The sequence below is a fragment of the Alkalibacillus aidingensis genome (assembly GCF_014595945.1).
Classification (GTDB): Bacteria; Bacillota; Bacilli; order Bacillales; family Alkalibacillaceae; genus Alkalibacillus; species Alkalibacillus aidingensis.
The window spans coordinates 102,974-125,524 of the sequence record NZ_JABXWU010000002.1; the positions used below are offsets into that span (position 1 = coordinate 102,974).

At 40.4% G+C, this 22,551-nt stretch carries 18 protein-coding genes and 1 tRNA gene; 6 read left to right on the plus strand and 13 right to left on the minus strand.

Translation table 11 applies throughout. The annotated features are described in order from the left end of the window. Positions 1–267: 267 nt before the first annotated feature. From rnr to HWQ49_RS05740, 13 genes are all read right to left on the minus strand, one after another. Positions 268–2,439: a ribonuclease R gene (gene rnr, locus HWQ49_RS05680; RefSeq protein ID WP_188206639.1), complete on the minus strand. Its 2,172-nt coding sequence runs from the start codon at positions 2,437–2,439 to the stop codon at positions 268–270. Positions 2,440–2,464: 25 nt separating this feature from the next. Beyond that, positions 2,465–3,211 (minus strand): alpha/beta hydrolase, encoded by a 747-nt coding sequence (locus tag HWQ49_RS05685; RefSeq protein WP_188206640.1) that lies wholly within the window; start codon positions 3,209–3,211, stop codon positions 2,465–2,467. Between the two features lie 294 nt (positions 3,212–3,505). Further along, a complete protein-coding gene (gene secG / locus HWQ49_RS05690) occupies positions 3,506–3,739 on the minus strand; it encodes a preprotein translocase subunit SecG (protein WP_188206641.1) in 234 nt (77 codons plus the stop codon). A 97-nt stretch (positions 3,740–3,836) separates the two neighbouring features. Continuing rightward, positions 3,837–5,087 (minus strand): dicarboxylate/amino acid:cation symporter, encoded by a 1,251-nt coding sequence (locus HWQ49_RS05695; RefSeq protein ID WP_188206642.1) that lies wholly within the window; start codon positions 5,085–5,087, stop codon positions 3,837–3,839. 233 nt (positions 5,088–5,320) lie between these two features. Next, positions 5,321–6,607 (minus strand): phosphopyruvate hydratase, encoded by a 1,287-nt coding sequence (eno, locus tag HWQ49_RS05700; protein ID WP_188206643.1) that lies wholly within the window; start codon positions 6,605–6,607, stop codon positions 5,321–5,323. Positions 6,608–6,740: 133 nt separating this feature from the next. Continuing rightward, positions 6,741–8,279: a 2,3-bisphosphoglycerate-independent phosphoglycerate mutase gene (gene gpmI, locus HWQ49_RS05705; RefSeq protein WP_188206644.1), complete on the minus strand. Its 1,539-nt coding sequence runs from the start codon at positions 8,277–8,279 to the stop codon at positions 6,741–6,743. Continuing rightward, entirely contained in the window at positions 8,272–9,033 is a 762-nt protein-coding gene (tpiA, locus tag HWQ49_RS05710) for a triose-phosphate isomerase (RefSeq protein ID WP_188206645.1), read from the minus strand. The genes gpmI and tpiA overlap by 8 nt, the downstream gene beginning before the upstream one ends. Further along, entirely contained in the window at positions 9,033–10,235 is a 1,203-nt protein-coding gene (locus tag HWQ49_RS05715) for a phosphoglycerate kinase (RefSeq protein ID WP_394810760.1), read from the minus strand. The genes tpiA and HWQ49_RS05715 overlap by 1 nt, the downstream gene beginning before the upstream one ends. Positions 10,236–10,347: 112 nt before the next feature. Further along, positions 10,348–11,355 carry a type I glyceraldehyde-3-phosphate dehydrogenase gene (gap, locus tag HWQ49_RS05720; protein ID WP_188206646.1) on the minus strand — a complete coding sequence of 336 codons (1,008 nt, stop codon included), beginning with the start codon at positions 11,353–11,355 and terminating at the stop codon, positions 10,348–10,350. A 26-nt stretch (positions 11,356–11,381) separates the two neighbouring features. Then, positions 11,382–12,407, minus strand: a complete 1,026-nt coding sequence (locus HWQ49_RS05725; protein ID WP_188206647.1) for a sugar-binding transcriptional regulator — start codon at positions 12,405–12,407, stop codon at positions 11,382–11,384. A 151-nt stretch (positions 12,408–12,558) separates the two neighbouring features. Further along, complete coding sequence (locus HWQ49_RS05730) at positions 12,559–12,819, minus strand: glutaredoxin family protein (RefSeq protein WP_188206648.1); 261 nt, start codon at positions 12,817–12,819, stop codon at positions 12,559–12,561. Between the two features lie 19 nt (positions 12,820–12,838). Beyond that, complete coding sequence (locus HWQ49_RS05735) at positions 12,839–13,255, minus strand: ATP-binding protein (protein ID WP_188206649.1); 417 nt, start codon at positions 13,253–13,255, stop codon at positions 12,839–12,841. Positions 13,256–13,348: 93 nt separating this feature from the next. Beyond that, a tRNA-Arg gene (locus HWQ49_RS05740) sits at positions 13,349–13,420 on the minus strand. Between the two features lie 219 nt (positions 13,421–13,639). Here HWQ49_RS05740 and clpP point away from each other — a divergent pair. The 6 genes from clpP (at position 13,640) to HWQ49_RS05770 (ending at position 22,498) form a co-directional block, all read left to right on the plus strand. Next, positions 13,640–14,218: an ATP-dependent Clp endopeptidase proteolytic subunit ClpP gene (clpP, locus tag HWQ49_RS05745; RefSeq protein WP_188206650.1), complete on the plus strand. Its 579-nt coding sequence runs from the start codon at positions 13,640–13,642 to the stop codon at positions 14,216–14,218. 767 nt (positions 14,219–14,985) lie between these two features. Beyond that, positions 14,986–15,867 carry an ATP-binding protein gene (locus tag HWQ49_RS05750; protein WP_188206651.1) on the plus strand — a complete coding sequence of 294 codons (882 nt, stop codon included), beginning with the start codon at positions 14,986–14,988 and terminating at the stop codon, positions 15,865–15,867. A gap of 12 nt (positions 15,868–15,879) precedes the next feature. Next, complete coding sequence (locus tag HWQ49_RS05755; RefSeq protein ID WP_188206652.1) at positions 15,880–17,793, plus strand: vWA domain-containing protein; 1,914 nt, start codon at positions 15,880–15,882, stop codon at positions 17,791–17,793. 832 nt (positions 17,794–18,625) lie between these two features. Then, complete coding sequence (locus tag HWQ49_RS05760) at positions 18,626–19,813, plus strand: CaiB/BaiF CoA transferase family protein (protein WP_188206653.1); 1,188 nt, start codon at positions 18,626–18,628, stop codon at positions 19,811–19,813. Between the two features lie 15 nt (positions 19,814–19,828). After that, positions 19,829–21,031 carry an acyl-CoA dehydrogenase family protein gene (locus HWQ49_RS05765; protein ID WP_188206654.1) on the plus strand — a complete coding sequence of 401 codons (1,203 nt, stop codon included), beginning with the start codon at positions 19,829–19,831 and terminating at the stop codon, positions 21,029–21,031. 12 nt (positions 21,032–21,043) lie between these two features. Beyond that, complete coding sequence (locus HWQ49_RS05770) at positions 21,044–22,498, plus strand: NAD-dependent succinate-semialdehyde dehydrogenase (RefSeq protein ID WP_188206655.1); 1,455 nt, start codon at positions 21,044–21,046, stop codon at positions 22,496–22,498. Positions 22,499–22,551 lie beyond the last annotated feature (53 nt).

Below are 22,551 nucleotides of genomic sequence, written 5' to 3' on the forward strand. Positions count from 1 at the left end.
GGCTATTGGACATTACGTAATGCGTTTGACCTCATTTTGGCCGATAGACCCCTGCTATTGGACATTTCCTGCTGCGGTAGACTCCGTTTTGTCCGATAGACCCCTACTATCAGACACTACCTAATGCGTTTGACCTCATTTTGGCCGATAGAACTTATTTAATGACACCTACATCAATCTATTAAGAAGTTACTTCGGTCTTTAGAGGAAGTGTGTCCGTTTTACACAAGAATACGAAAGAAAAAGGATACAGCTTATGCTGTATCCTTAGTCATTATCTCCACGTGGTTTTTTCTTCTTACGTTCTTTCATGCCGATGACTTCAAAGTCAATCACGCGCTCTTCAATATTCGTACTAACGACGCGCACTTTTAGCTCGTCACCGATTTTAAAAATATGACCTGTACGTTCACCAATCATCGCTTGGTGCCGGTCGTCATAATGATAATAGTCATCGGTTAGGTAACTGACGTGAACCAGACCTTCTACTGTATTAGGTAATTCAACAAATAAGCCGAAGTTCGTAATGGAACTGATGATTCCTTCAAACTCCTCACCGATCTTATCAGACATAAATTCGGTTTTCTTTAGGTCATCTGTTTCTCGCTCAGCATCAACAGAGCGACGCTCCATCTCAGATGAATGTCTGGCAATATCAGGTAGTTTCTCTTCCCATTTCTGACGAGTTTCATTACTTAGATCACCTTCTAGTAAGTACGTCCGTATTAACCGGTGAACCATTAAGTCTGGGTAACGTCTAATCGGGGAAGTAAAATGTGTATAGAATTCTGTCGCAAGCCCGAAGTGACCGACACTTTCAGGCGCATACTTAGCTTGCTGCATGGAACGTAGCATTAATTTAGAAACAACCAATTCTTCTTTACTTCCTTCAATTTCTTTTAACACTTTCTGTAGAGCTTTAGGATGGACATCATCAAATGTGCCTTTGACGTGGTGTCCTAAGTTAGCGATGAACTCAAAGAACTTCTGAAGTTTACCAGTGTCAGGGTCTTCGTGAATTCGGTGGATGAATGGTACGTCCATCCAATGGAAGTGTTCAGCCACTGTTTCATTGGCCATCAACATAAAGTCCTCAATAATTCGCTCAGCTTCACCACGTTCACGTAAAACAACATCTGTTGGATGCCCCGTTTCGTCGACTTCCACTTCAGCTTCTTTAAAGTCAAAGTCGATCGCCCCACGACTCGTTCGCTTATTACGTAGGATTTTCGCTAATGTGGCCATCAGTTCAAACATTGGAACAAGAGGCTCATATCGTTTTCTTAATTCCTCATCCCCGTCAAGGATTCCATTGACATCTGTATAAGTCATTCGTTCGTCGGTCTTAATCACGGCTGACATGATCTCATGGCTAACAACTTTTCCACTTCCATCGATCTCCATTTCACAACCTAAGGTTAAACGGTCGACCTGTGGGTTTAATGAACAAATGCCGTTAGATAGGCGATGAGGAATCATCGGAATGACCCGGTCTGTTAAATATGTGCTTGTTCCACGCTCCATCGCTTCCTTATCAATCGGTGAGCCTTCCTTAACATAATGGGTCACATCAGCAATGTAAACACCTAATAAGAAGTTACCATTGTCCAGTTGTTCCACACGTACGGCATCATCAAGGTCTTTGGCATCTGCACCGTCAATTGTGACAATCTGCTTATCACGTAGATCTTTACGTCCTTTAAGATCTTCTTCAGAGATTTGATCAGGAACACTATTAGCATGATCCAAGGTTTCTTGATCAAACTCAGACTTAATACCGTGTTTGTGAATAATAGCAAGAATATCAATTCCAGGATCGTTTTTATGTCCTAAAATCTCAGTCACTTCACCCTCAGCACTTCTAACGCCCTCAGGGTATTGGACAATATTGACGATGACCTTATGTCCGTCAACCGCTCCATTTTCATTACCTTCTTTAATGAATATGTCTCCTGGAATTCGTTTATCATCCGCAATCACAAAGCCAAACTTGCCATTATCTTGATAAGTACCAACGATGGGTTTATCACTACGCTCAACAATTCGAACAACGACACCTTCTGGGCGGTTTCCAGCATATGATTCTGTTTCAATTCGCACTAAAACCGTATCATCATTCATCGCAGAATTTAAGTCTGATTGATGGATATAAATATCTCGTTGGTCCTCATCTTCTGGAATTAGGAATGCAAATCCCTTCGAATGCATTTGAATTCGTCCACGAATTAAGTTCATTTTCTCTGGTAGACCATAACGATTATTACGATTTCGAACTAATTGTCCTTCATCTTCTAAAACGTTTAATGCTTTCATTAAATCTTGTAAACCTTCACTATCTTCCATTGTAAATCTTTCTTGTAAATCATCGATACTTTGTGGTCGTGTTGCTTCTTCATTGAAGTAATCAAGTATTTGTTGTTTCAATTGTTCCATTTCCATACTTTCACCTCAGCTTTAACCTCTTTTACTCAGACCAATCCAGTGATTCAAGGTAACGGTACACGTCCTCATGAACTTGTTCTTTAAAATCACTTAATGTGATCACATGAGGGGCACCTTCATACCATTTAAGATCTTTTTCATCACATGCAACATGTTCATATATATAGTTTGCACTTTCCTTATTAATCATTTCATCTTCTTCTGCTTGCATAACGAAAGTAGGTGCATAAATCGTATCTAAATTAGCTTGAACAGATTGAATCAGTTCACTTAAAGAGTTAAACATATCATCTGAGTTATTCATCAGCTCTTCAAGCTCTTGTTCAACCGTTTCACGATCCTTTTGTTGGAGTTGCTTATATTGTTTTGCCTTTACGCGAAAACCGGCTGATAATTCTTCTTTGTTATCGAAGAAAATCGGCGTACAAATCGGCATAACGGCTTTCACAGGTTTATTCATCGCTAGTTTTAAAGATAGGACACCACCTAATGATAAACCAGCTACGGCGATTTCGTCGTAACCTAACTCTTTGAGATGATTATAAGCAGCTAAAACATCCTCCCACCAGTCGTCAGCATTTGTTTCAGCCAGTTCTTCTGGTGGTTTTCCGTGGCCTCTGTAGATCGGCGCATGTGAGGTATAGCCTTTTTTCTCTAAGAATCTGCCAAGCATGCGAACATCTGCTGAATGCCCAGTAAATCCATGGAGTAGTAATACTGCTCGATTTCCTGCCTCAAAGGTAAATGGTTTTGGTTCTTTGATTTTCATCTCTTTTTCTCCCTTCCCGTATTCCATACCTACTTGATGTTACTTTTCCCAACTTAATACAAGTTTAATCATATGTAAACGAACTTAGCTTATAGAAAACTTAACTAAAGTCTCTTAAACATTAGCGTAGTATTATTTCTGTAACGTTTATTAACACTTGATCATCATCCACATTTAAATGAGATCATTAAAACGAGCAGATCTTTTGTCATTAAACCCTAAACTTTAACAGATCCCAAAACATAAAGAAACAGTAAGTGTTACCCACTTACTGTTCCGGTTAAATCGTTTATTCTACTGAACAATATACCCTAATAAAAAGGTAATAACCATAAATAAGATTCCTAAAATGACCGTGATTCGGTGAAGGATTCCATCCATACCACGTGCCTTTTGTTTACCAAATAAGTGTTCAGCTCCTCCAGAGATTGCACCAGATAGCCCTGCGCTTTTCCCCTGTTGAAGTAGAACGACTGCGATTAAGGCAATTGTATTTAGAAATAATAGTGTCGCTAGAACTCCATACATCGCTTTGACCTCCTATGACTACGCACAAATCCATAACATTAATGTAGCATAAGATTGTTCACAATTGCAAGGTCAAATTGAAGTTTAAGCGTGTTTGTTACGTCTGATTAGTTGATGATTGATTTTCTAAGCTCGAATCGTCCTTTTCTGTTTCATTAACATATAAAGCACACGCAGCGTCACCTGTAATATTCACAGCTGTACGCGTCATATCTAATAGACGGTCAACACCTAAGATTAAACCAATCGCTTCGACTGGTAGGTTTACCTGATCTAACACCATTGCCAGCATAATCAAACCGACACCAGGAACTCCTGCCGTACCGATAGATGCTAAGACAGCAATCAAGACTACCGTTAACATTTCAGTTAAAGACAAGCTTTGTGCGTACACTTGAGCAATAAAGACGGTGGCAACACCTTGCATAATCGCCGTACCATCCATGTTTATAGTAGCACCGATTGGCTGAACGAAACCACTGACAGATTCGCGAACACCTAAACGTTTTTGTGCAGTTGTCATGGATACAGGTAATGTCGCACTACTGCTTGCAGTACCGAATGCAACACTCATCGCAGGGATGAAGTTTTTAAAGAACCAAATTGGGCTCTTCTTCGCTAAGAATTTGACAACAGCTCCATATGTTAAGAGAGCATGGATGATTAAAGCTACGAAAACAACCATGAAATACGCAAACATTGAGCTAATAGCATCAATACCTGCTCCACCAACGGCTGATGCAATTAAACCAAATGCACCAAATGGCGCGGTGTACATAATAATGGTGATTAAGAACATAACTAGCTCAAAACCTTGATCAAATAACTTATGAATTCGATCAGTTTTCTTACTAAGGATCGCTAAACCTAGCCCAATTAAAATGGAGAAGAAGATAATTTGTAGCATTTCACCATTTACCATCGCATCAATTGGATTCGTCGGAATAATATTGACTAACGTATCAACAACTGATGGGGGTTCAGTATCACCTTCATACTCCTCAAACCCTTCTGTATCAAGGGCACCAGGCTCACCTGGTTGAACGATTAACGCTAAAGACATCGCAATGGTTAACGCAATAGTTGTTGAGATCAAGAAGAAGCCAATGGTTTTACCACCAATTCTTCCTAACTTCTTAGGATCACCTAGATTGGCTGTACCTAATACTATTGAGATAATTACAATTGGGATAACCATCATTTGAATTAATCTTAAGAAGATATCACCTAAAGGCGTAAAGAAGTAAGCATCGATCGGATCAAATAAATCAGGCAAGAATATGTTCAGGCCAAGCCCTACTAAAATACCTAAAATAAGAGCGTAAATAATTTGCCTCGTCAAATTCATACTCTATTCCCCCCTAAAAATAAATACAATTATAAGAATAACGATTATTAAAAACTTATGCACATGTAAACGTTTTCTTTCTATTTTTTTCTAGAATCCCCAACAATATAGATTATAATCGAAAAGTATAGGTTTGGAAATAACTTTTAACAAAATAGACAAAAATAAACCCTGGATCTTTTTCATACCAGGGTTTATTTTTAGTTTGTGAAATTATAGAGATTCTATTCTAATTACTTATTCAAATTATAAAAAGCTGTTTGTCCAGCATAGAAAGCTGCGTTGAGTAAGTCATCTTCTATACGTAGTAGCTGATTGTACTTAGCTACACGGTCTGTTCTTGAAGGTGCACCTGTCTTGATTTGCCCTGCATTTGTCGCAACAGCAATATCTGCGATCGTTGCATCCTCAGTTTCACCAGAACGGTGTGAAATAACTGCTGTGTAACCAGCTCTTTTAGCCATTTCAATCGCTTCAAACGTTTCTGTAAGTGTACCAATTTGGTTGACTTTAATTAAGATTGAATTACCAATTCCCTTTTGAATACCTTCTTCAAGCTTCTTGGTGTTGGTAACAAATAAGTCATCACCTACAAGCTGTACTTGATCACCAAGACGATCAGTTAATAGCTTAAAGCCATCCCAGTCATTTTCGTCTAGGCCGTCTTCGATAGAGATAATCGGGAATTTTTGCACAAGTGACTCATACCAGTCAACCATTTCTTCAGAGGTACGTGTGACGCCTTCACCTTTTAATTCATACTTTCCACCCTTATAGATCTCAGATGCAGCAACGTCCATTGCAAGTTTGATGTCGTCACCAATCTTATAGCCTGCTTTTTCAACTGCTTCAACAATCGTTTCTAAGGCTTCTTCGTTAGATTTAAGGTTAGGCGCAAATCCTCCCTCATCACCTACTGCTGTGTTATAACCTTTCTCTTTCAAAACGTTTTTAAGAGCATGGAAAATCTCTGCACCTTGACGTAGAGCTTCTTTAAATGTCGGAGCATTAACCGGCATAATCATGAACTCTTGAATATCAACGTTGTTATCAGCATGCTCGCCTCCATTTAAAATGTTCATCATCGGGGTTGGTAGAGTATGAGCTGAGAAACCACCTAAGTATTTATATAGTGGCATACCCTGGAAGTCAGCTGCGGCATGTGCGGCTGCCATAGATACACCTAAAATAGCGTTAGCTCCTAGTTTACCTTTATTTTCTGTACCATCTAACTCAACTAAGTGTTGATCGATTAGCAGTTGTTCGGTGACATCAAAACCGACTAATTCAGGTGCGATGATTTCGTTAATGTTTTCTACGGCTGTTTGAACACCTTTACCTAGGTAACGTCCTTTGTCACCATCGCGTAGTTCAACAGCTTCATATTCTCCTGTTGAAGCACCACTTGGAACTAAAGCAGAGCCAAATGCTCCTGAATCCGTGACAATCTCAACCTCGACAGTTGGGTTCCCTCTTGAGTCTAATACTTCGCGTCCGTAAACATCAATAATGTAAGGCATACATAATCTCTCCTTAAAGGTTATTTACTTTTAACTTTTGAAATGTATATCAGATTCTACAATGGAAATAAACGACAAATTCCACGTATTTCAACTGCTACTAACTTTCACTCAACATTAGTTAGAGGAAAGGTTACTTTTTGATTAACGACTGGCCTGTCATAGCTTTAGGTTGCTCGATGTTTAACAATTCTAAAACAGTTGGGGCTAAATCTCCTAAAATACCTCCATCACGTAGAGCAATCCCTTCTTTAGTGACAATCACAGGGACGGGATTAACGGTATGTGCTGTCATTGGATCACCCTCTTCTGTAAGTACTTCATCTGAATTACCGTGATCCGCTGTAATCACTGCTGTTCCACCTAGTTCAAGGATTTTATCCACTACTTTTCCTAAACAACGGTCAACCGCTTCTACCGCCTCAATCGTCGGTTGTAATTTACCTGAATGACCGACCATATCTGGATTAGCAAAGTTTAAAATCACTAAGTTAGGTGGTTCGTTATCAAGCGTATCTATTAAGGCATCTGTCACTTCATAAGCACTCATTTCTGGCTTCAAATCATAAGTCGCTACTTTGGGAGAGTCAATTAAGATTCGCTTCTCCCCTTCAAAGGTTGATTCTAAACCACCGTTCATAAAGTAAGTGACATGTGGGTACTTTTCCGTTTCGGCAATTCTTAGTTGGGTCATCCCTTGTTTAGCAACAACTTCACCAATCGTATCTTCTGGTGTGTTAGGTGGATAGGCAACATCAACGTCCAATTGATCGCTATACTGTGTCATCGTCACCATGTAGAGGTCTTCTAATGGACTATACTCGTTTTCAAATCCATCAAACCGATTATTAACAAACACATCCGTTAATTGAAGCGCACGATCTGGTCGAAAGTTTGCAAAGATGATAGTATCACCTGATTCAACAGTTGCAATCGGTTGATCATTGTCATCAATCATGACAATTGGCTCTACGAATTCATCGACGACATCTCGATCATATGATTCTTTCACAGCTTCAAATGCACTTCTTTCAAGTTCACCTTCACCAAGGCGAATAGCCCGATAAGCTTTTTCAACTCGCTCCCAACGTTGATCACGATCCATTGCATAATAGCGTCCTGAAACCGTGGCTAGCTGGCCAACTCCGAGTTCATCCATCTTCTCTTCTAGTCGAATCAGATAGGAAACAGCAGTTTTCGGACCTACATCTCTCCCATCTAAAAAGGCATGAACATAAACATCTTCAATCCCTTGCTCTTTAGCTGTTTCTAGCAATCCAAAGATATGTTCCTGGTGACTATGAACCCCACCATCTGATAACAATCCAAAGATATGCCATGCACCATTTGTTTGTTTCACATGGTTAGTAGCATTTGCAAAAGCCTGATTTTGATGGAACTCTTTTTCTTTAATAGCGAGATTAATTCTCGTTAAGTTTTGATAAACGACTCGGCCGGCACCAATGTTTAAATGGCCGACTTCTGAATTACCCATTTGCCCTTCAGGTAGTCCGACTGCTTCACCTGACGCCTTTAACTGGGTTTTAGGGTATTGATTCCAATAGCGATCAAAATTGTCTGTATGTGCTTGTTTAATGGCATTACCGTAAGCTTCATCGCGAAGGGCAAAGCCATCGAGTATGATCAATGCTGATAAAGGTTGATTAGGCATTTGCACCAGCCTCCACTAGTTTTAAGAACGAGTCTTGCTCTAAGCTTGCTCCACCAACTAAAGCACCGTCAATATCTGACATATTTAAAAGCTCTTCTATATTTGCTGGCTTAACACTTCCACCATACTGAATACGTACAGCCTCACTAACTTCTTCTGAGTAAGTATCTTTTAATACTTGTCTGATATGTGCACATACATCATTAGCTTCTTCACTTGTGGCTGTTTTACCCGTACCAATTGCCCAGATTGGCTCATAAGCAATGACAACCTGTTTTAGCTGCTCTTCATTTAGACCTTCAAGAGCTGCTTTGACCTGTTTTTCAACAAATGTAAAGGTTTCATTACTTTCACGCTGTTCTAACGTCTCGCCTACGCAAACGATTGGTGTTAGATCATGATTAAAAGCAGCTTTCGTCTTTTGATTCACAGATTCATCTGTTTCATTGAAATACTCACGACGCTCTGAATGACCGATAATCACATAATCAACTAAAATATCCTTTAACATTTCAGGACTGACCTCACCTGTATAAGCACCACTGTCTTCATAGTGCATGTTTTGTGCCCCAATTGCTACAGGGAAATCACGAGCTGCTTCAGTTAATAAAGGTAAGTGAATAAACGGTCCACAAACAACGGTATCCACTCGCTCACCATCTGGCAACTTCTCACGGATATCCATTAGAAAGCGTGCCCCTTCACCTGCTAATTTGTTCATTTTCCAGTTTCCAGCAATAATTGGCTTACGCATTATTGATTCACCCCGTCTTCTTGATCATTTAGTGCAGCCACACCAGGTAGAACTTTACCTTCCATGAATTCTAGTGATGCACCACCACCTGTTGAGATATGATCCATTTGATCGGCATAATTGAACTTCTCAACTGCTGATGCAGAATCACCACCACCAATCACGGTATAACCTTCCGTATTCGCAAGTGCTTCTGCAACACCTTTTGTACCATTTGCAAAGATTTCGTATTCAAAAACACCCATCGGTCCATTCCAAATAATTAACTTAGAGTCGTTAATGATCTGACTAAAGTGTTCGATAGTTTTCGGACCAATATCTAAGCCTTCCCAATCACTTGGAATCTCTTCAATAGAAACCGCTTTAGTATTAGCCTCACGTGAAAACTCATCCGCAACGGTAATATCAATTGGTAAGTGGATCGATACACCTTGTTCCGTTGCCTTATCAATGAATTGTTTCGCAAGATCAATTTTATCTTCTTCTAATAAAGACTGACCAACTTCATGGCCTAAGGCTTTAATAAATGTATAAGATAGGCCACCACCGATTAAGAGATGATCAACTTTATCTAATAAGTTGTCAATGACACCAATCTTATCTTTTACTTTGGCCCCACCAATAATTGCTGTAAATGGGCGGTCAGGTTGTTCTAACGCTTTACCTAATACGTCAATCTCTTTTTCTAGAAGGAAACCGGAAACGGCAGGTAAATGATGAGCAATCCCTTCAGTTGAGGCATGAGCACGGTGAGCTGCACCAAAAGCATCATTTACATAAAGGTCAGCTAGTGAAGCAAATTGCTGTGCAAGTTCCCCATCATTCTTTTTCTCACCAGGATGGAAACGCACGTTTTCAAGTAAAAGAACATCGCCATCTTCTAACTCACCCACTGCTTTAACAACTTCCTCACTATATACATCATCTGTTTTAAATACGGGTTGTTCTAGGTAATTACTTAGGTGCTGTGCAATCGGGTCTAAGCGCAGTTCATCAACGACTTCACCATCTGGTCGGCCTAAGTGACTAGCTAAAATCACCTTCGCTCCATTTTGAATTAAATACATAATTGTTGGTAACGCTGCTTGAATTCTCGTATCATCGGAAATCTCGCCTTTAGACATTGGCACATTAAAGTCCACACGACAAAAAACGCGTTTTCCCTGTAGTTCTACATCACGAACATTCATTTTTTGTTTCATTAGTTATAACCTCCAAGGCTAAAGTTAAGGAGGGACGTATTAAGTCCCTCCTATTATTTTAGAACAAGTTCTTCTTTAATGAAACTAAAGATTTACCCAGCAATTGGTAAACTTATAGTCCTTGCTCTGCCATATATAGAGCTAAGTCGATACAACGGTTTGAGTAACCAGACTCATTGTCATACCATGAAACAACTTTCACCATATTATCTTCCATAACTAGTGTTGATTGTGCATCAACGATTGAAGATAACGGGTTACCATTATAGTCACGTGATACTAAAGGAAGTTCACTATAACCTAAGACACCCTCCAACTCGTTTTCTGAAGCTGATTTAAGGGCTTCGTTCAACTGTTCAGCTGTTACATCTTGGTCTAGCTCTGCTACTAAGTCAACTAATGATACGTTTGGTGTTGGCACGCGCATTGCCATACCAGTTAATTTTCCATCAACTTCTGGAAGTACTTTCGCAACGGCTTCAGCTGCTCCTGTCGTTGTTGGAATAATATTCTCACCTGCCGCACGAGCACGACGGTAGTCTTTATGTGGTAAGTCTAGGATTTGCTGGTCATTTGTATAAGCGTGAACAGTTGTCATAATTCCACGCTTAATACCAAACTTATCACTTAATACTTTAGCTACTGGAGCTAAACAGTTAGTCGTACAAGATGCATTTGATACAACATGATGCTGTTCACTGTCATAGTCCTCATGGTTTACACCCATCACAACAGTTAAGTCTTCATTCTTACCAGGTGCAGAAATGATCACTTTCTTCGCACCAGCTTCAACGTGCTTGTTCGCATCATCGCGATTGGTAAATAGACCAGTTGATTCAATGACAATATCAACACCTTTATCTCCCCAAGCAAGGTTTGCCGGGTCACGCTCAGCTGATACAGTGATCTCCTGACCTCCAACAACTAAGTTATCACCATTTGTTGTGACCTCTTCAGAAAGCTCGCCATGTACGGTGTCATACTTGAGTAAGTGAGCAAGCATGTCTGCATCTGTTAAGTCATTAATTGCTACTACTTCTACATTTTCATTATTCAACGCTGCGCGAAACACACGTCTACCAATTCTTCCAAAGCCATTAATTCCTAATTTTACTGTCATAAGTAATTCCTCCTAAAAAATAAATGTTAATTTATATAAATAGCAAGTAAATGACGAGCAATAGCCTCATCAATCACTAATACATCACTCTGACCCCATTTTAAGTAGGCTGAAATCGCCTCACCTTTAGATAGTCCCCCAGCCACAGTTATCACTTTGTTGATGTTAGCAAGATGCTCAAGTGAAATACCGAGCGAGTTTACTCTGTGTACAGTTTTCCCGTTTTTGTCGAAGTAATAACCAAAAGATTCACCAACTGCGCCATTTTTCTCAATTTGTTTCATCGTGTTTTCTGACGATTTACGGCGCCTGGCCATCGTCAAGGCATCCCCAATCCCATGAATGACAATGTCAGCACGATTTAACAATTGTAAAACCTCATGAATCGTTGGCTCCTGTTGCATCCTTACATGTAATTCTTCATCAATTTCATCAGGTACATATAATAATCGATACTGCCCATTCGTTCGTTCAGCCATCTTAACGCAAATTGAATTGGCCTGGTATTCATGCAAGTCACCCAAGCCTCCCCTTGCTGGCACGAACAATGGATGAATTTGATCGACTGGTTTTAAATAGTCGCCAACAGCTGCTGTTGTCGACCCTCCAGTTACCGTGACAATCGATTCAGGCTGAAAAGAATCCATTAAAAGCTTGGCAGCCTGTTTTCCAAGCAGTTGCTTAACTTCCTTAGACTCATCTGCATTACCTGGGACAATTTTCACCTGTTTGATAGGCAATTGTTGCTTAAGCTGCTGCTCCATCAAATTCAAATCAGAACCTTCTCGTAAGATTTGATGATATCCGTCAATGATTTCCCTTCCATCAGTGGTCACAAACATCCCTTTCGATGTCACTTTTACCAACCCATGTTCATCGAGAAATTCAATCTCACTACGTATTTGACGCTCAGTTCGCTTCAAATGACTAGCAAGAGCACGACGTCCGACAGGTTCAACAGACGCGATCGTTTTTAAAATGCTGTACCTATCTTCCATTTTCTTGATTAAATCTGGTACGAGCTTTTGTTGAAATTGAAATAATTGGTGCAAAAGGAGTTCACCTTCTTTATCAAAAACAGAATTATGTATCGTGGTCAGTTTTTGTCCTTCGTTTAGTCACAAAACGTCCCACTAAGAGCAAAAAAATATCTTAACTACAGAGTAGCAAAGAGGTTAAACAATTTCAAACGATATCTAACCCCTATGCTAAATGCTCCTGTAAAAAGCGTTCAATGGTCACAAATGAAATATCCTCTGCAGTCAATTCATCATCACCAATGCGAATTACCGGAATCGCTAAAAAATATTTTTCTAACAATTGCTCCTTCTGATAAATATTCTGCTCAAAAATCGTGAAATTATAATCCATCTGAAAAACTTGCAGCAATTGTTTCGCATCTTCACAAAGCTTGCAATTATTTTTTGTGTAAAAATAGATAATTGGATTACTTGTTCGGCTCATAGGAAGTGCCCCCTCTAAGTCAATTTACAGTATACCATTTACGCATTAACACTTCATTACCTGTACTTGAGTAAATGACCTCATCCATAATACTATCAATCAGTTCAATTCCTCGACCACTATCAAAGTTAAGCTCAACAGGTTGCTTTTTAAAGAAGTTTTGTGGCTGAAGACTGTTAGGAACGATAAATCCATGACCCTCATCCTTAATCCGAACAATTAGCGACTGGTTATTAAATAGAACGGTGATATCAATTACTTTTTGTTCATCTTTTAAGTGACCATGCCTCCAAGAATTAGTAACCGCTTCAAACATCGCCAAGTCAACTAGCATTTGATCTCCCGAAAACCACCTTACTAATTGCTCATGAATATCCTTACGAATGTGGTTAAACTCTTGGGGGGATGAAAGTTGGTATTTATAGACATGTTTCATAATTAATCTCCTCATTTAATCATGACTCTTTGACTTTTTTAAATTACAGATGAAAAGGGCTTAAAGAGTTGAAACTCCTTAAGCCCTAAGTAGCGCCCTCGAGAGGAATCGAACCTCTATTTCAAGAACCGGAATCTTGCGTGCTATCCGTTGCACCACGAGGGCAAGTTTAACAGTGATTAAGTGCATATGTAATTATACTTTCTATTCGATTATTTTTCAAGCTGACATTATCTTTGAAACTTATGGAGCATATGTTTAAACTAGGTACATGATGGGGATAACTGAAACTGTTACATAATGGTGAGTTTTTCGTTTGACCTTTTTTGACCAAAGAGGTATGATAATCTTAGAAATAATTAAAATAAGAAGGAGTGACGTAATATGAACTTAATTCCTACAGTCATTGAACAGACAAATCGTGGAGAACGTGCTTATGATATTTATTCACGCCTATTAAAAGACCGAATTATTATGCTTGGTGGTCCAGTTGACGATAATATTGCCAATTCAATCGTGGCGCAAATGTTATTCTTAGCAGCTGAGGACCCGGATAAGGATATTTCTTTATACATCAACTCACCAGGTGGCTCGATCACTGCTGGTATGGCTATCTATGATACGATGCAATTCATTAAGCCAGACGTATCAACTATTTGTGTCGGCATGGCAGCATCAATGGGGGCATTCCTATTAGCTGCAGGTGAACCTGGTAAACGTTACGGCTTACCTAACAGTGAAGTGATGATTCACCAACCATTAGGTGGAACACAAGGTCAAGCTACAGATATTCAAATCCACGCTAAACGTATTGTTGAGATGCGTGAGAAGTTAAATCAAATTTTATCTGAGCGTACAGGTCAGCCTTTAGAAGTTGTTGAGCGTGATACAGATCGTGATAACTTCATGTCAGCTGAAAAAGCTAAAGAATACGGCTTAATTGACGAGGTCATGGAAAAATAATAACTTTTATGACGCACACCTCCCGGATTATCGGGAGGTTTTTTGTTTGGGATGGGGGTTGGGGTTGGGGCTGTGGTTCTTGATGACGCTTTTGGTATGTTTGAGGGCGATTTCGTTAATTAGATCGCTTTTAACTGACGGTTTAGCCATGATCAAGAGGGTTTTCGTTAATTAGACTGCTTTTAATTGACGGTTTGGCCATGACCGAGAGGGTTTTCGTTAATTAGACCGCTTTTAATTGACGGTTTGTCCATGGTCGAGAGGGTTTTCGTTAATTAGACCGCTTTTAATTGACGGCTTGGCCATGATCGAGAGGGTTTTCGTTAATTAGATCGCTTTTAACTGACGGTTTGGCCATGATCAAGAGGGTTTTCGTTAATTAGACTGCTTTTAATTGACGGTTTGGCCATGACCGAGAGGGTTTTCGTTAATGACAATGAGCTTTCTTCCTATTCACTCAAAATCATCTTCATTTTGGGAAGAGAGAAACCCTCTCTTTTCCCAGATGTACGATTTATGTTCGCCTTACAGGAATTTAAAACCCGTTCTATTGGACCAGACCCCTCATCGAGACGCATCTCCGGGAATAGATACCCTCCATTTGACCGTTATGATCGCTTCAGTAACACACTTCCCATGAACAGACGCCTAACGCCTACCATATTTATTCCCCCCAAAATATTTCAAAAAGCTTTCACTATACACGATAAACTTTCAGCCGTACAATTAAGGTATCACAATGATTCTCACCTAAGGAGTGTAACCAAATGAATCAACTTAAATCATCACTACCTAATCATATTTTAGAAATGCTTAATGAATACAAAAATACTCAGTCGACTGAGTTTAACCACTTAATTGCTGAGAGTGGCTATATTCCTAACGACTTAGATTTATTTACAGATGCCCTTGCTGCATTAGCACAAGGTAAAAATATTTTATTAAAAGGTCCTACTGGCTCAGGTAAAACAAAACTGGCAGAAACATTATCGAGTCTTTTTAATCAACCGATGTTCAGTGTGAACTGTTCAGTAGATTTAGATGCTGAGAGCTTTCTAGGATTTAAAACGATTGATTATCAAAATGGTAAGCAGGTGATTGATTTTGTCCCTGGACCTCTTGTTCAGGCGATGGAACATGGCCATTTTCTTTATATTGATGAAATCAACATGGCTAAACCTGAGACGTTACCTTTAATCAATGGCGCTTTGGATTACCGAAGAACCGTAACTAATCCATTAACGAATGAAACGATTCAAGCAAACGGGAACTTCACGGTTATTGCTGCCATTAACGAAGGATATATTGGTACTACGCGTCTGAATGAAGCGCTGAAAAACCGTTTCATCGTTTTAGATGTCGATTATATACAAGGTGAGCAACTCAATGAGCTCATTAACAATCAAACTCAACTTAAAGATCAACAACTCATCAACTTGTTCGTCCAGCTTTCAAGCGATCTAATCGAAGCTGCTAACCAAGGGAAAATTTCTGAAGATGCCGCGAGTATTCGTGCGTTATTAGATGCATGTGACCTCAGCGTCATGATCCCACCTAAACGCGCCATTTTAAGATCGATCACAGATAAGCTTGAAGATGATCGCGAGAAGGAAGTTGTGCGCAACCTTTCGGAGACCCTATTCGCCTAAGGAGTGAGCACCATGATTAAATTTAATGATTCGTTCGTCGATGCGAAACTATTTGTTCAGCTTCAGGATCTTGTCAATATTTTCTCAAAGCTCCCCGATCTGGAGTTCGATTTTCACTACGGTGCTTATTTTAATGTGAGTGAACGAAAAGTTACCGCGAGTCATTTTTGGGATAATTATAAAGATTCGATTCGTGTTCCAGGATATAAAACTGATGTCCTACTTCGCTCACTAGGAACACTGCATCATACATCATTGAGTGAGTGGGAGCAGTTTAATCAGGAAATCCAACAGTCTAATGTGAAAACGTTCATGGAACAAACGTTTACCTTACTAGAGGATTTAAGGCTAGAGGAAATCATCCGCAAAGAGCGTAAAGGAACGATCGACTGGTTTAAAGTAAGGACCGATACGTACACGCATTACTTTGAATCGCAATTACTCACTAATGCGCGCCGTAATTTTTATCTTGATGAATTATTTTCTATGATTTATTTAACGCTGACTTCAAAGACGCCATTCCTTTCGTTTCCTAAGGCCAATCAAGAACAACGGGACATGCTAGAGCGTATTCAACCCATGTTAACTGAGCTATTCGAAGCGAGAACGACTCGTGACATCGTCAATATTTGCTTAAAACTACAACCCATGATTGAGGACCAATATACTGATTCAATTAATAGTTATTTTGTTCCTCCGATCATTCATGGTTCATCCTTTGTCTATGAGCGTCTGTTCGACGAGCTATTGCGCACGGATGCTTTAGAAAATGACGATCAGGAAGAATTAGAAGACGAAGGCGAAACGATTGATGAAACCTTCTCGACCTGGCATCGCGAGAACGAAAATAAAGATCGAGAGCAAAGCTTTCTCCGCTATGAACTAGAACAAGGGACGAAAACAAATATTCTTGGTGAAGGAGCACGGGAGACTGAGGAAGGCGATCAGGCAATGGCAAGTGTGCAAGGAATGTCAGCCAAAACGGATCAAAACCAGTATGACAGCTTAGAAAGTCTAGATGAAAAGAAAAATGAAGAAACTAGCGAGCCATCTTACAAATACGGCAAGGAAAATTTACACGCGATTAAAGTGGACCGTTTTCCAGAAAAGCCGAGTGAAGAAGATCTCATGCTCTATCAAGATTACTTAGTCGACATCGACCAACCGAAAAGGCGTTTATCTCAAACAATCGAAAAAGAACTCGAGCGTAAGCAGAACGCATCTAGGGAACATTTAATGTTCGGGCGATTATCTAAAAAACGCCTATTACCCGTTATGATTGAAGATGAACCACGAATCTTTTATAAAAATGATCAAGATTCCAAGGAAATCGATGCGGCCTTTACGTTATTGATTGATTGTTCCGCTTCTATGCAAAATAAAATGGAAGAAACCAAAAAAGCCGCCCTCCTTTTCCACGAAGTATTGAAAGACTTAAAAATTAGTCACTCTGTTACTGGTTTTTGGGAGGATGGTTTTGAAGCGTCTGATACGGAACAGCCAAATTACTTCCACCGTGTATTAGGGTTTGATGATGTTCTCGTTGGAGGAAATGCAGGAGCAAGCATGATGCAACTGGAACCTGAAGAGGATAATCGCGACGGATTCAGCATTCGTGTAGTTGCAGAGGAACTATTATTACGACCTGAGGGGCATAAATTTTTACTCGTCTTTTCAGATGGTGAACCTTCTGCCTACAATTACAGCGAAAACGGGATTGTCGATACTCACGAAGCTGTGTTGAATACGCGAAAACTCGGCATTGATGTCGTAGGGGTCTTTCTATCAGATGGTGAAATTAGCGAGAACGAAGCAGAAATGATGCACAATATCTATGGAAAAGAACACATGCTCGTCCCGTCGATTAGCGAACTTCCTGATATGTTTTCGTATATCTTAAAACGATTACTCCTAAAAACGTTGTAGTATATTTACATTCTTTTCTGAATATTATAAGATATAGTATAGGGTATAACTTATTGATAAAAAAATAAGTGCAAACCCTCCTTCTGACAACCGTAAGTTTTTTAAACTGTTCCCCCTACTCTAAATCCAACGCCAGGATCGTTTAAGTAGGTGTGAAGCCAGTTTTTATCTATGAGTTTTGTAGCCATAGGTAAAGACTGGCTTTTTTAGTTAAAAAGGTGGCTTTGCAGGAGTTGGTGGTGACGTTATTGCTATCAAGGACATTTCTAGATTTGATGGAGTGGATTTTGGTCTTGAGATGGCTTCTATCGGCCATTTCTCGACGCGATGAGGGGCTTTTTGGCCTTGAGATAGCTTCTATCGGACATTTCTCGACGCGATGAGACTCTTTTTGGCCTTGAGACGTCTTCTATCGGACATTTCTCGGCTCTATGAGGCTCTTTTTGGCCTTGAGACGACTTCTATCGGACATTTCCCGGCTCGATGACGCTCTTTTTTGCCTTGAGACAGCTTCTATCGGACATTTCTCGACTCGATGAGGCTCTTTTTGGCCTTGAGACGACTTCTATCGGACATTTCCCGGCGCGATGACGCTCTTTTTGGCCTTGAGACGCTCTCTATCGGACATTTCCCGGCGCGATGACGCTCTTTTTGGCCTTGAAACGCTCTCTATCGGACATTACTCGGCTCGATGAGGCTCTTTTTGGCCTTGAGACAGCTTCTATCGGACATTTTCTGTCCATCTTAGCTAAGTTTTGTCCGATAGACTAACTTCAAAAATTATCACCCATCTCCCCAATCGTAACAAAGCCAACATTAAAGGAGTGATTGGATGTCTGGTCCACTGAATGGTATTAAAGTTTTAGATTTATCTAGAGTTTTGGCAGGGCCTTATTGCTCAATGATTTTAGGCGACTTAGGAGCCGAAGTCATCAAGGTAGAAGCTCCTGGTGGTAGTGATGAGACGCGTAACTGGGGGCCACCTTTTCAAAATGACGTGAGCGCCTATTACTTATGCGCCAATCGCAATAAGAAAAGTCTAACTGTCAACTTAAAATCTGAGCAAGGCTTAAAAATGATTAAAGAACTGATCAAAGAAAGTGATGTCCTCATACACAATTTCAAAACCGGCACGATGGAACGCCTCGGCCTAGGATATGACACAGTTAAAAAACTAAACCCTGGTATGATCTACTGTTCAATTACTGGATTTGGCGAAACGGGTCCTTACCAAGACCTCCCTGGCTATGACTTTATTATCCAAGCAATGAGTGGACTGATGAGTATTACGGGAAGTGAACAGTCTGGTCCACAGAAAATGGGGATTGCGATTACCGATGTGTTAACTGGTCTGTATGCTTGTAATGGGATTCAAGCAGCTCTTCTCGAACGAACGACATCTGGAAAAGGGCAAAAGCTTGATTTATCACTTTACGACTGTGCCGTTAGCTCATTAGTCAACATTGCTAGTAACTACCTGATATCAGGTCAAACACCTCAGCGCTTAGGCAATCATCACGCCAACATCGTCCCATACCAAACCTTTCCAACTCAAGATGGAGAATTCGTGATTGCAGTAGGCAATGATCGGCAGTTTGCTAGACTCTGTCAAATCATTAACCAACCTGACTTAGCAACGAACCCCAAATACCAAACTAACGCTGATCGTGTAAAGAATCGCCAATCATTAACCAAAATTCTAACCCACACCTTCTTAAATGAACCGACTGATTATTGGGTCAGACAATGTCAGACACAACAAATCCCGTGTGGCCCGATTCAAAAAATCAGTGAACTACCTGATGATCCACAGCTTAACGATCGCGAAATGTTTATTGAAACCCATCATCCAACAGCTGGCCCAATTCGACTCGTTGGCAGCCCTTTGAAACTATCAAGAACGCCAGTTAAATACAAGACACCCCCACCCAACCCAGGTGAGGACACAGAAGATATTCTAGCATCCTTAGGATATGAGAAAGATGAATTAGTAGATTTTAAGAATAATAAGTATATATAGAGGAGGAATTATGACATGAATTTCGAGTACTCAGAAGAGCAAAAAATGTTAAGGCAAACCGTGCGCCAATTTGTCGATACCGAGATTATGCCACACATCCAAAAATGGGATGAAGAAGGTAGCTTTGACCCGACTATTATCAACAGACTTGCTAGCTTGGGGCTAATGGGTGTCTGTATCCCCGAATCTTATGGTGGTAGTGGAATGGATTACAACTCGTTAGCCATTGTCTGTGAAGAACTCGAACGAGGTGACACCACCTTTAGAACAGCCGTTTCCGTACATACGGGGCTTAACAGTATGACTTTACTCCAGTGGGGAAATGAAGAGCAAAAACAAAAATATCTCACCCCACAAGCTAAAGGGGAAAAGATGGGTGCCTTCGGATTAACTGAACCTGGTGCAGGATCTGACGTTGCTGCTTTACAAACAACCGCCGTAAAAGATGGTAATGATTATATTTTAAACGGGCAAAAAACATGGATCTCACTATGTGACACGGCTGATCACTTCCTCGTCTTTGCCTACACAGATAAAAGCAAGCGCCATAAAGGAATCTCTGCCTTTATCGTGGAGCGAACAATGGAAGGCTTCTCCTCAAAAGCGATTAAAGGCAAGTTAGGTATTCGCGCTGGCAACACTGGGGAGTTATTTTTTGATCAAATGAGAGTTCCAAAAGAAAATCTACTCGGTGAAGAAGGTGAAGGATTTAAAATTGCCATGTCTGCTCTTGATAATGGTCGATTTACAGTTGCTGCTGGTGCATGTGGATTAACTCAGGCTTGTCTAGAAGCAAGCGTCAACTACTGTCATGAGCGTGAAACTTTCGGAAAACCGATTGGCCAGCATCAACTCGTTCAACAAATGATTGCCAAAATGGAAGCAGGCTTACAGATGAGTCGTTTACTTGTCTACCGTGCCGGGGAATTAAAAAACCAAGGAAAACGGAACACCCGTGAAACGTCCCTTGCTAAATGGCAAGCGTGTGATTTTGCTAACCAAGCAGCCGATGATGCCGTTCAAATCCACGGAGCATACGGCTATTCAAATGAATACCCTGTCGAACGCTATTTGAGGAACTCAAAAGCCCCGGTCATTTATGAAGGAACTAGAGAAATCCATACGATCATGCAAGCTGAATATGTCTTAGGAGAACGTCAAGATAAGACACTGAATCAAATGCTTCCCCCATGGCCATTCGAGGTCGATCAAAAATAAAGGAGTGATTAAATGATTGAAGTCGAGTCAAAGATTGCTAGTAATTTTATCAACGGCGACTGGTATCATGCTGACTCATCAGAAACACAACCCGTTTACAACCCCGCTACCTTAGAGAAAATAACAGAAGTCGCTTACTCCGGAGAAGCTGAAACGAAGCGAGCGATTGAAGGTGCACAAACAGCTTTTAAAGAATGGTCAACTATGCCAGCGAGAAAACGATCACGAATTCTTTATAAAGCTCACCAACTTCTATTAAATGATGTCGATCGTCTCGCCCATATTTTAACGATGGAACAAGGTAAGCCACTTAAAGAAGCCAAAGGAGAAATCAAATCAGCAGCAAGCTTTGTCCTTTGGTACGCTGAGGAAGCCAATCGCATGTATGGTGAATGGATCCCTGCTTCACAAAAAGGAAAGCGACAACTGGTCATCCCCCACCCTGTCGGTGTTGTTGGGGCAATTACGCCATGGAACTTCCCAGCTTCAATGATTACTAGAAAAGTCGCCCCTGCCTTAGCTGCAGGTTGTACGGTTGTCTTAAAGCCAGCACCTGAAACACCCCTTTCAGCAATGGAAATCGTTAAAATTTTCGTCAAAGCTGGTCTACCAAAAGGCGTCTTAAACTTAGTGACAGGTGATGCAAAAGAGATTGGAAATGCTCTTTTAACAAACCACAATGTCCGGTTAATCACTTTCACTGGATCAACTGAAGTTGGCAAACACTTGATGCGGGAAAGTGCCAATCATGTTAAAAAACTTTCACTTGAACTCGGTGGTCATGCACCGATCATCATTTTTGATGACGCTGACTTAGATCTAGCTGTTAAACTCTCCTTAGCAAGCAAATTTAGAAATGCTGGTCAGACGTGTATTTGTGCGAACCGACTATATGTCCATGAGTCAGTCAAAGAACGCTTTACCGAAAAGCTAATTGAACAGGTGAAACAATTAAAAGTGGGGCAAGGAACGAGAGATGATGTTGATGTTGGGCCACTTATTAATGAGCAAGCAGTTGACAAAGTTAAAGGACATTTGCACGATGCCGTTGAGAAGGGAGCCAAACTTGTATACGGAGGGGATTCACAAAATACTTCCGACTTAAATGGTCACTTCTACCATCCAACCGTCGTCCAAGGAACTACAAGTGAAATGAGGGTCATGAACGAAGAAACATTCGGTCCACTTCTTCCTATTCAGACCTTTAAAGAGGACAAAGAAGCCATCGATGCGGCCAATGATACCAATTATGGCCTAGCAGCCTATGTGTTTACCGACAGTCTAGAGCGTTCCTATCAAGTGATGGAGCAACTCGAATATGGAATTGTCGGCATAAACGATGTCTTTCCAGCCGTTGCTGAAGCTCCATTTGGTGGCATTAAAGAATCCGGAATCGGTAAAGAAGGTGGCCATCACGGTCTACACGAATTTGTTGAACAGAAATTTGTCTCGATAGGTTCTAAATAATGCTAGTGTAATTAAAAAAGTAGGGCTTTCTATCAACTAGAAAGCCCTGCTTA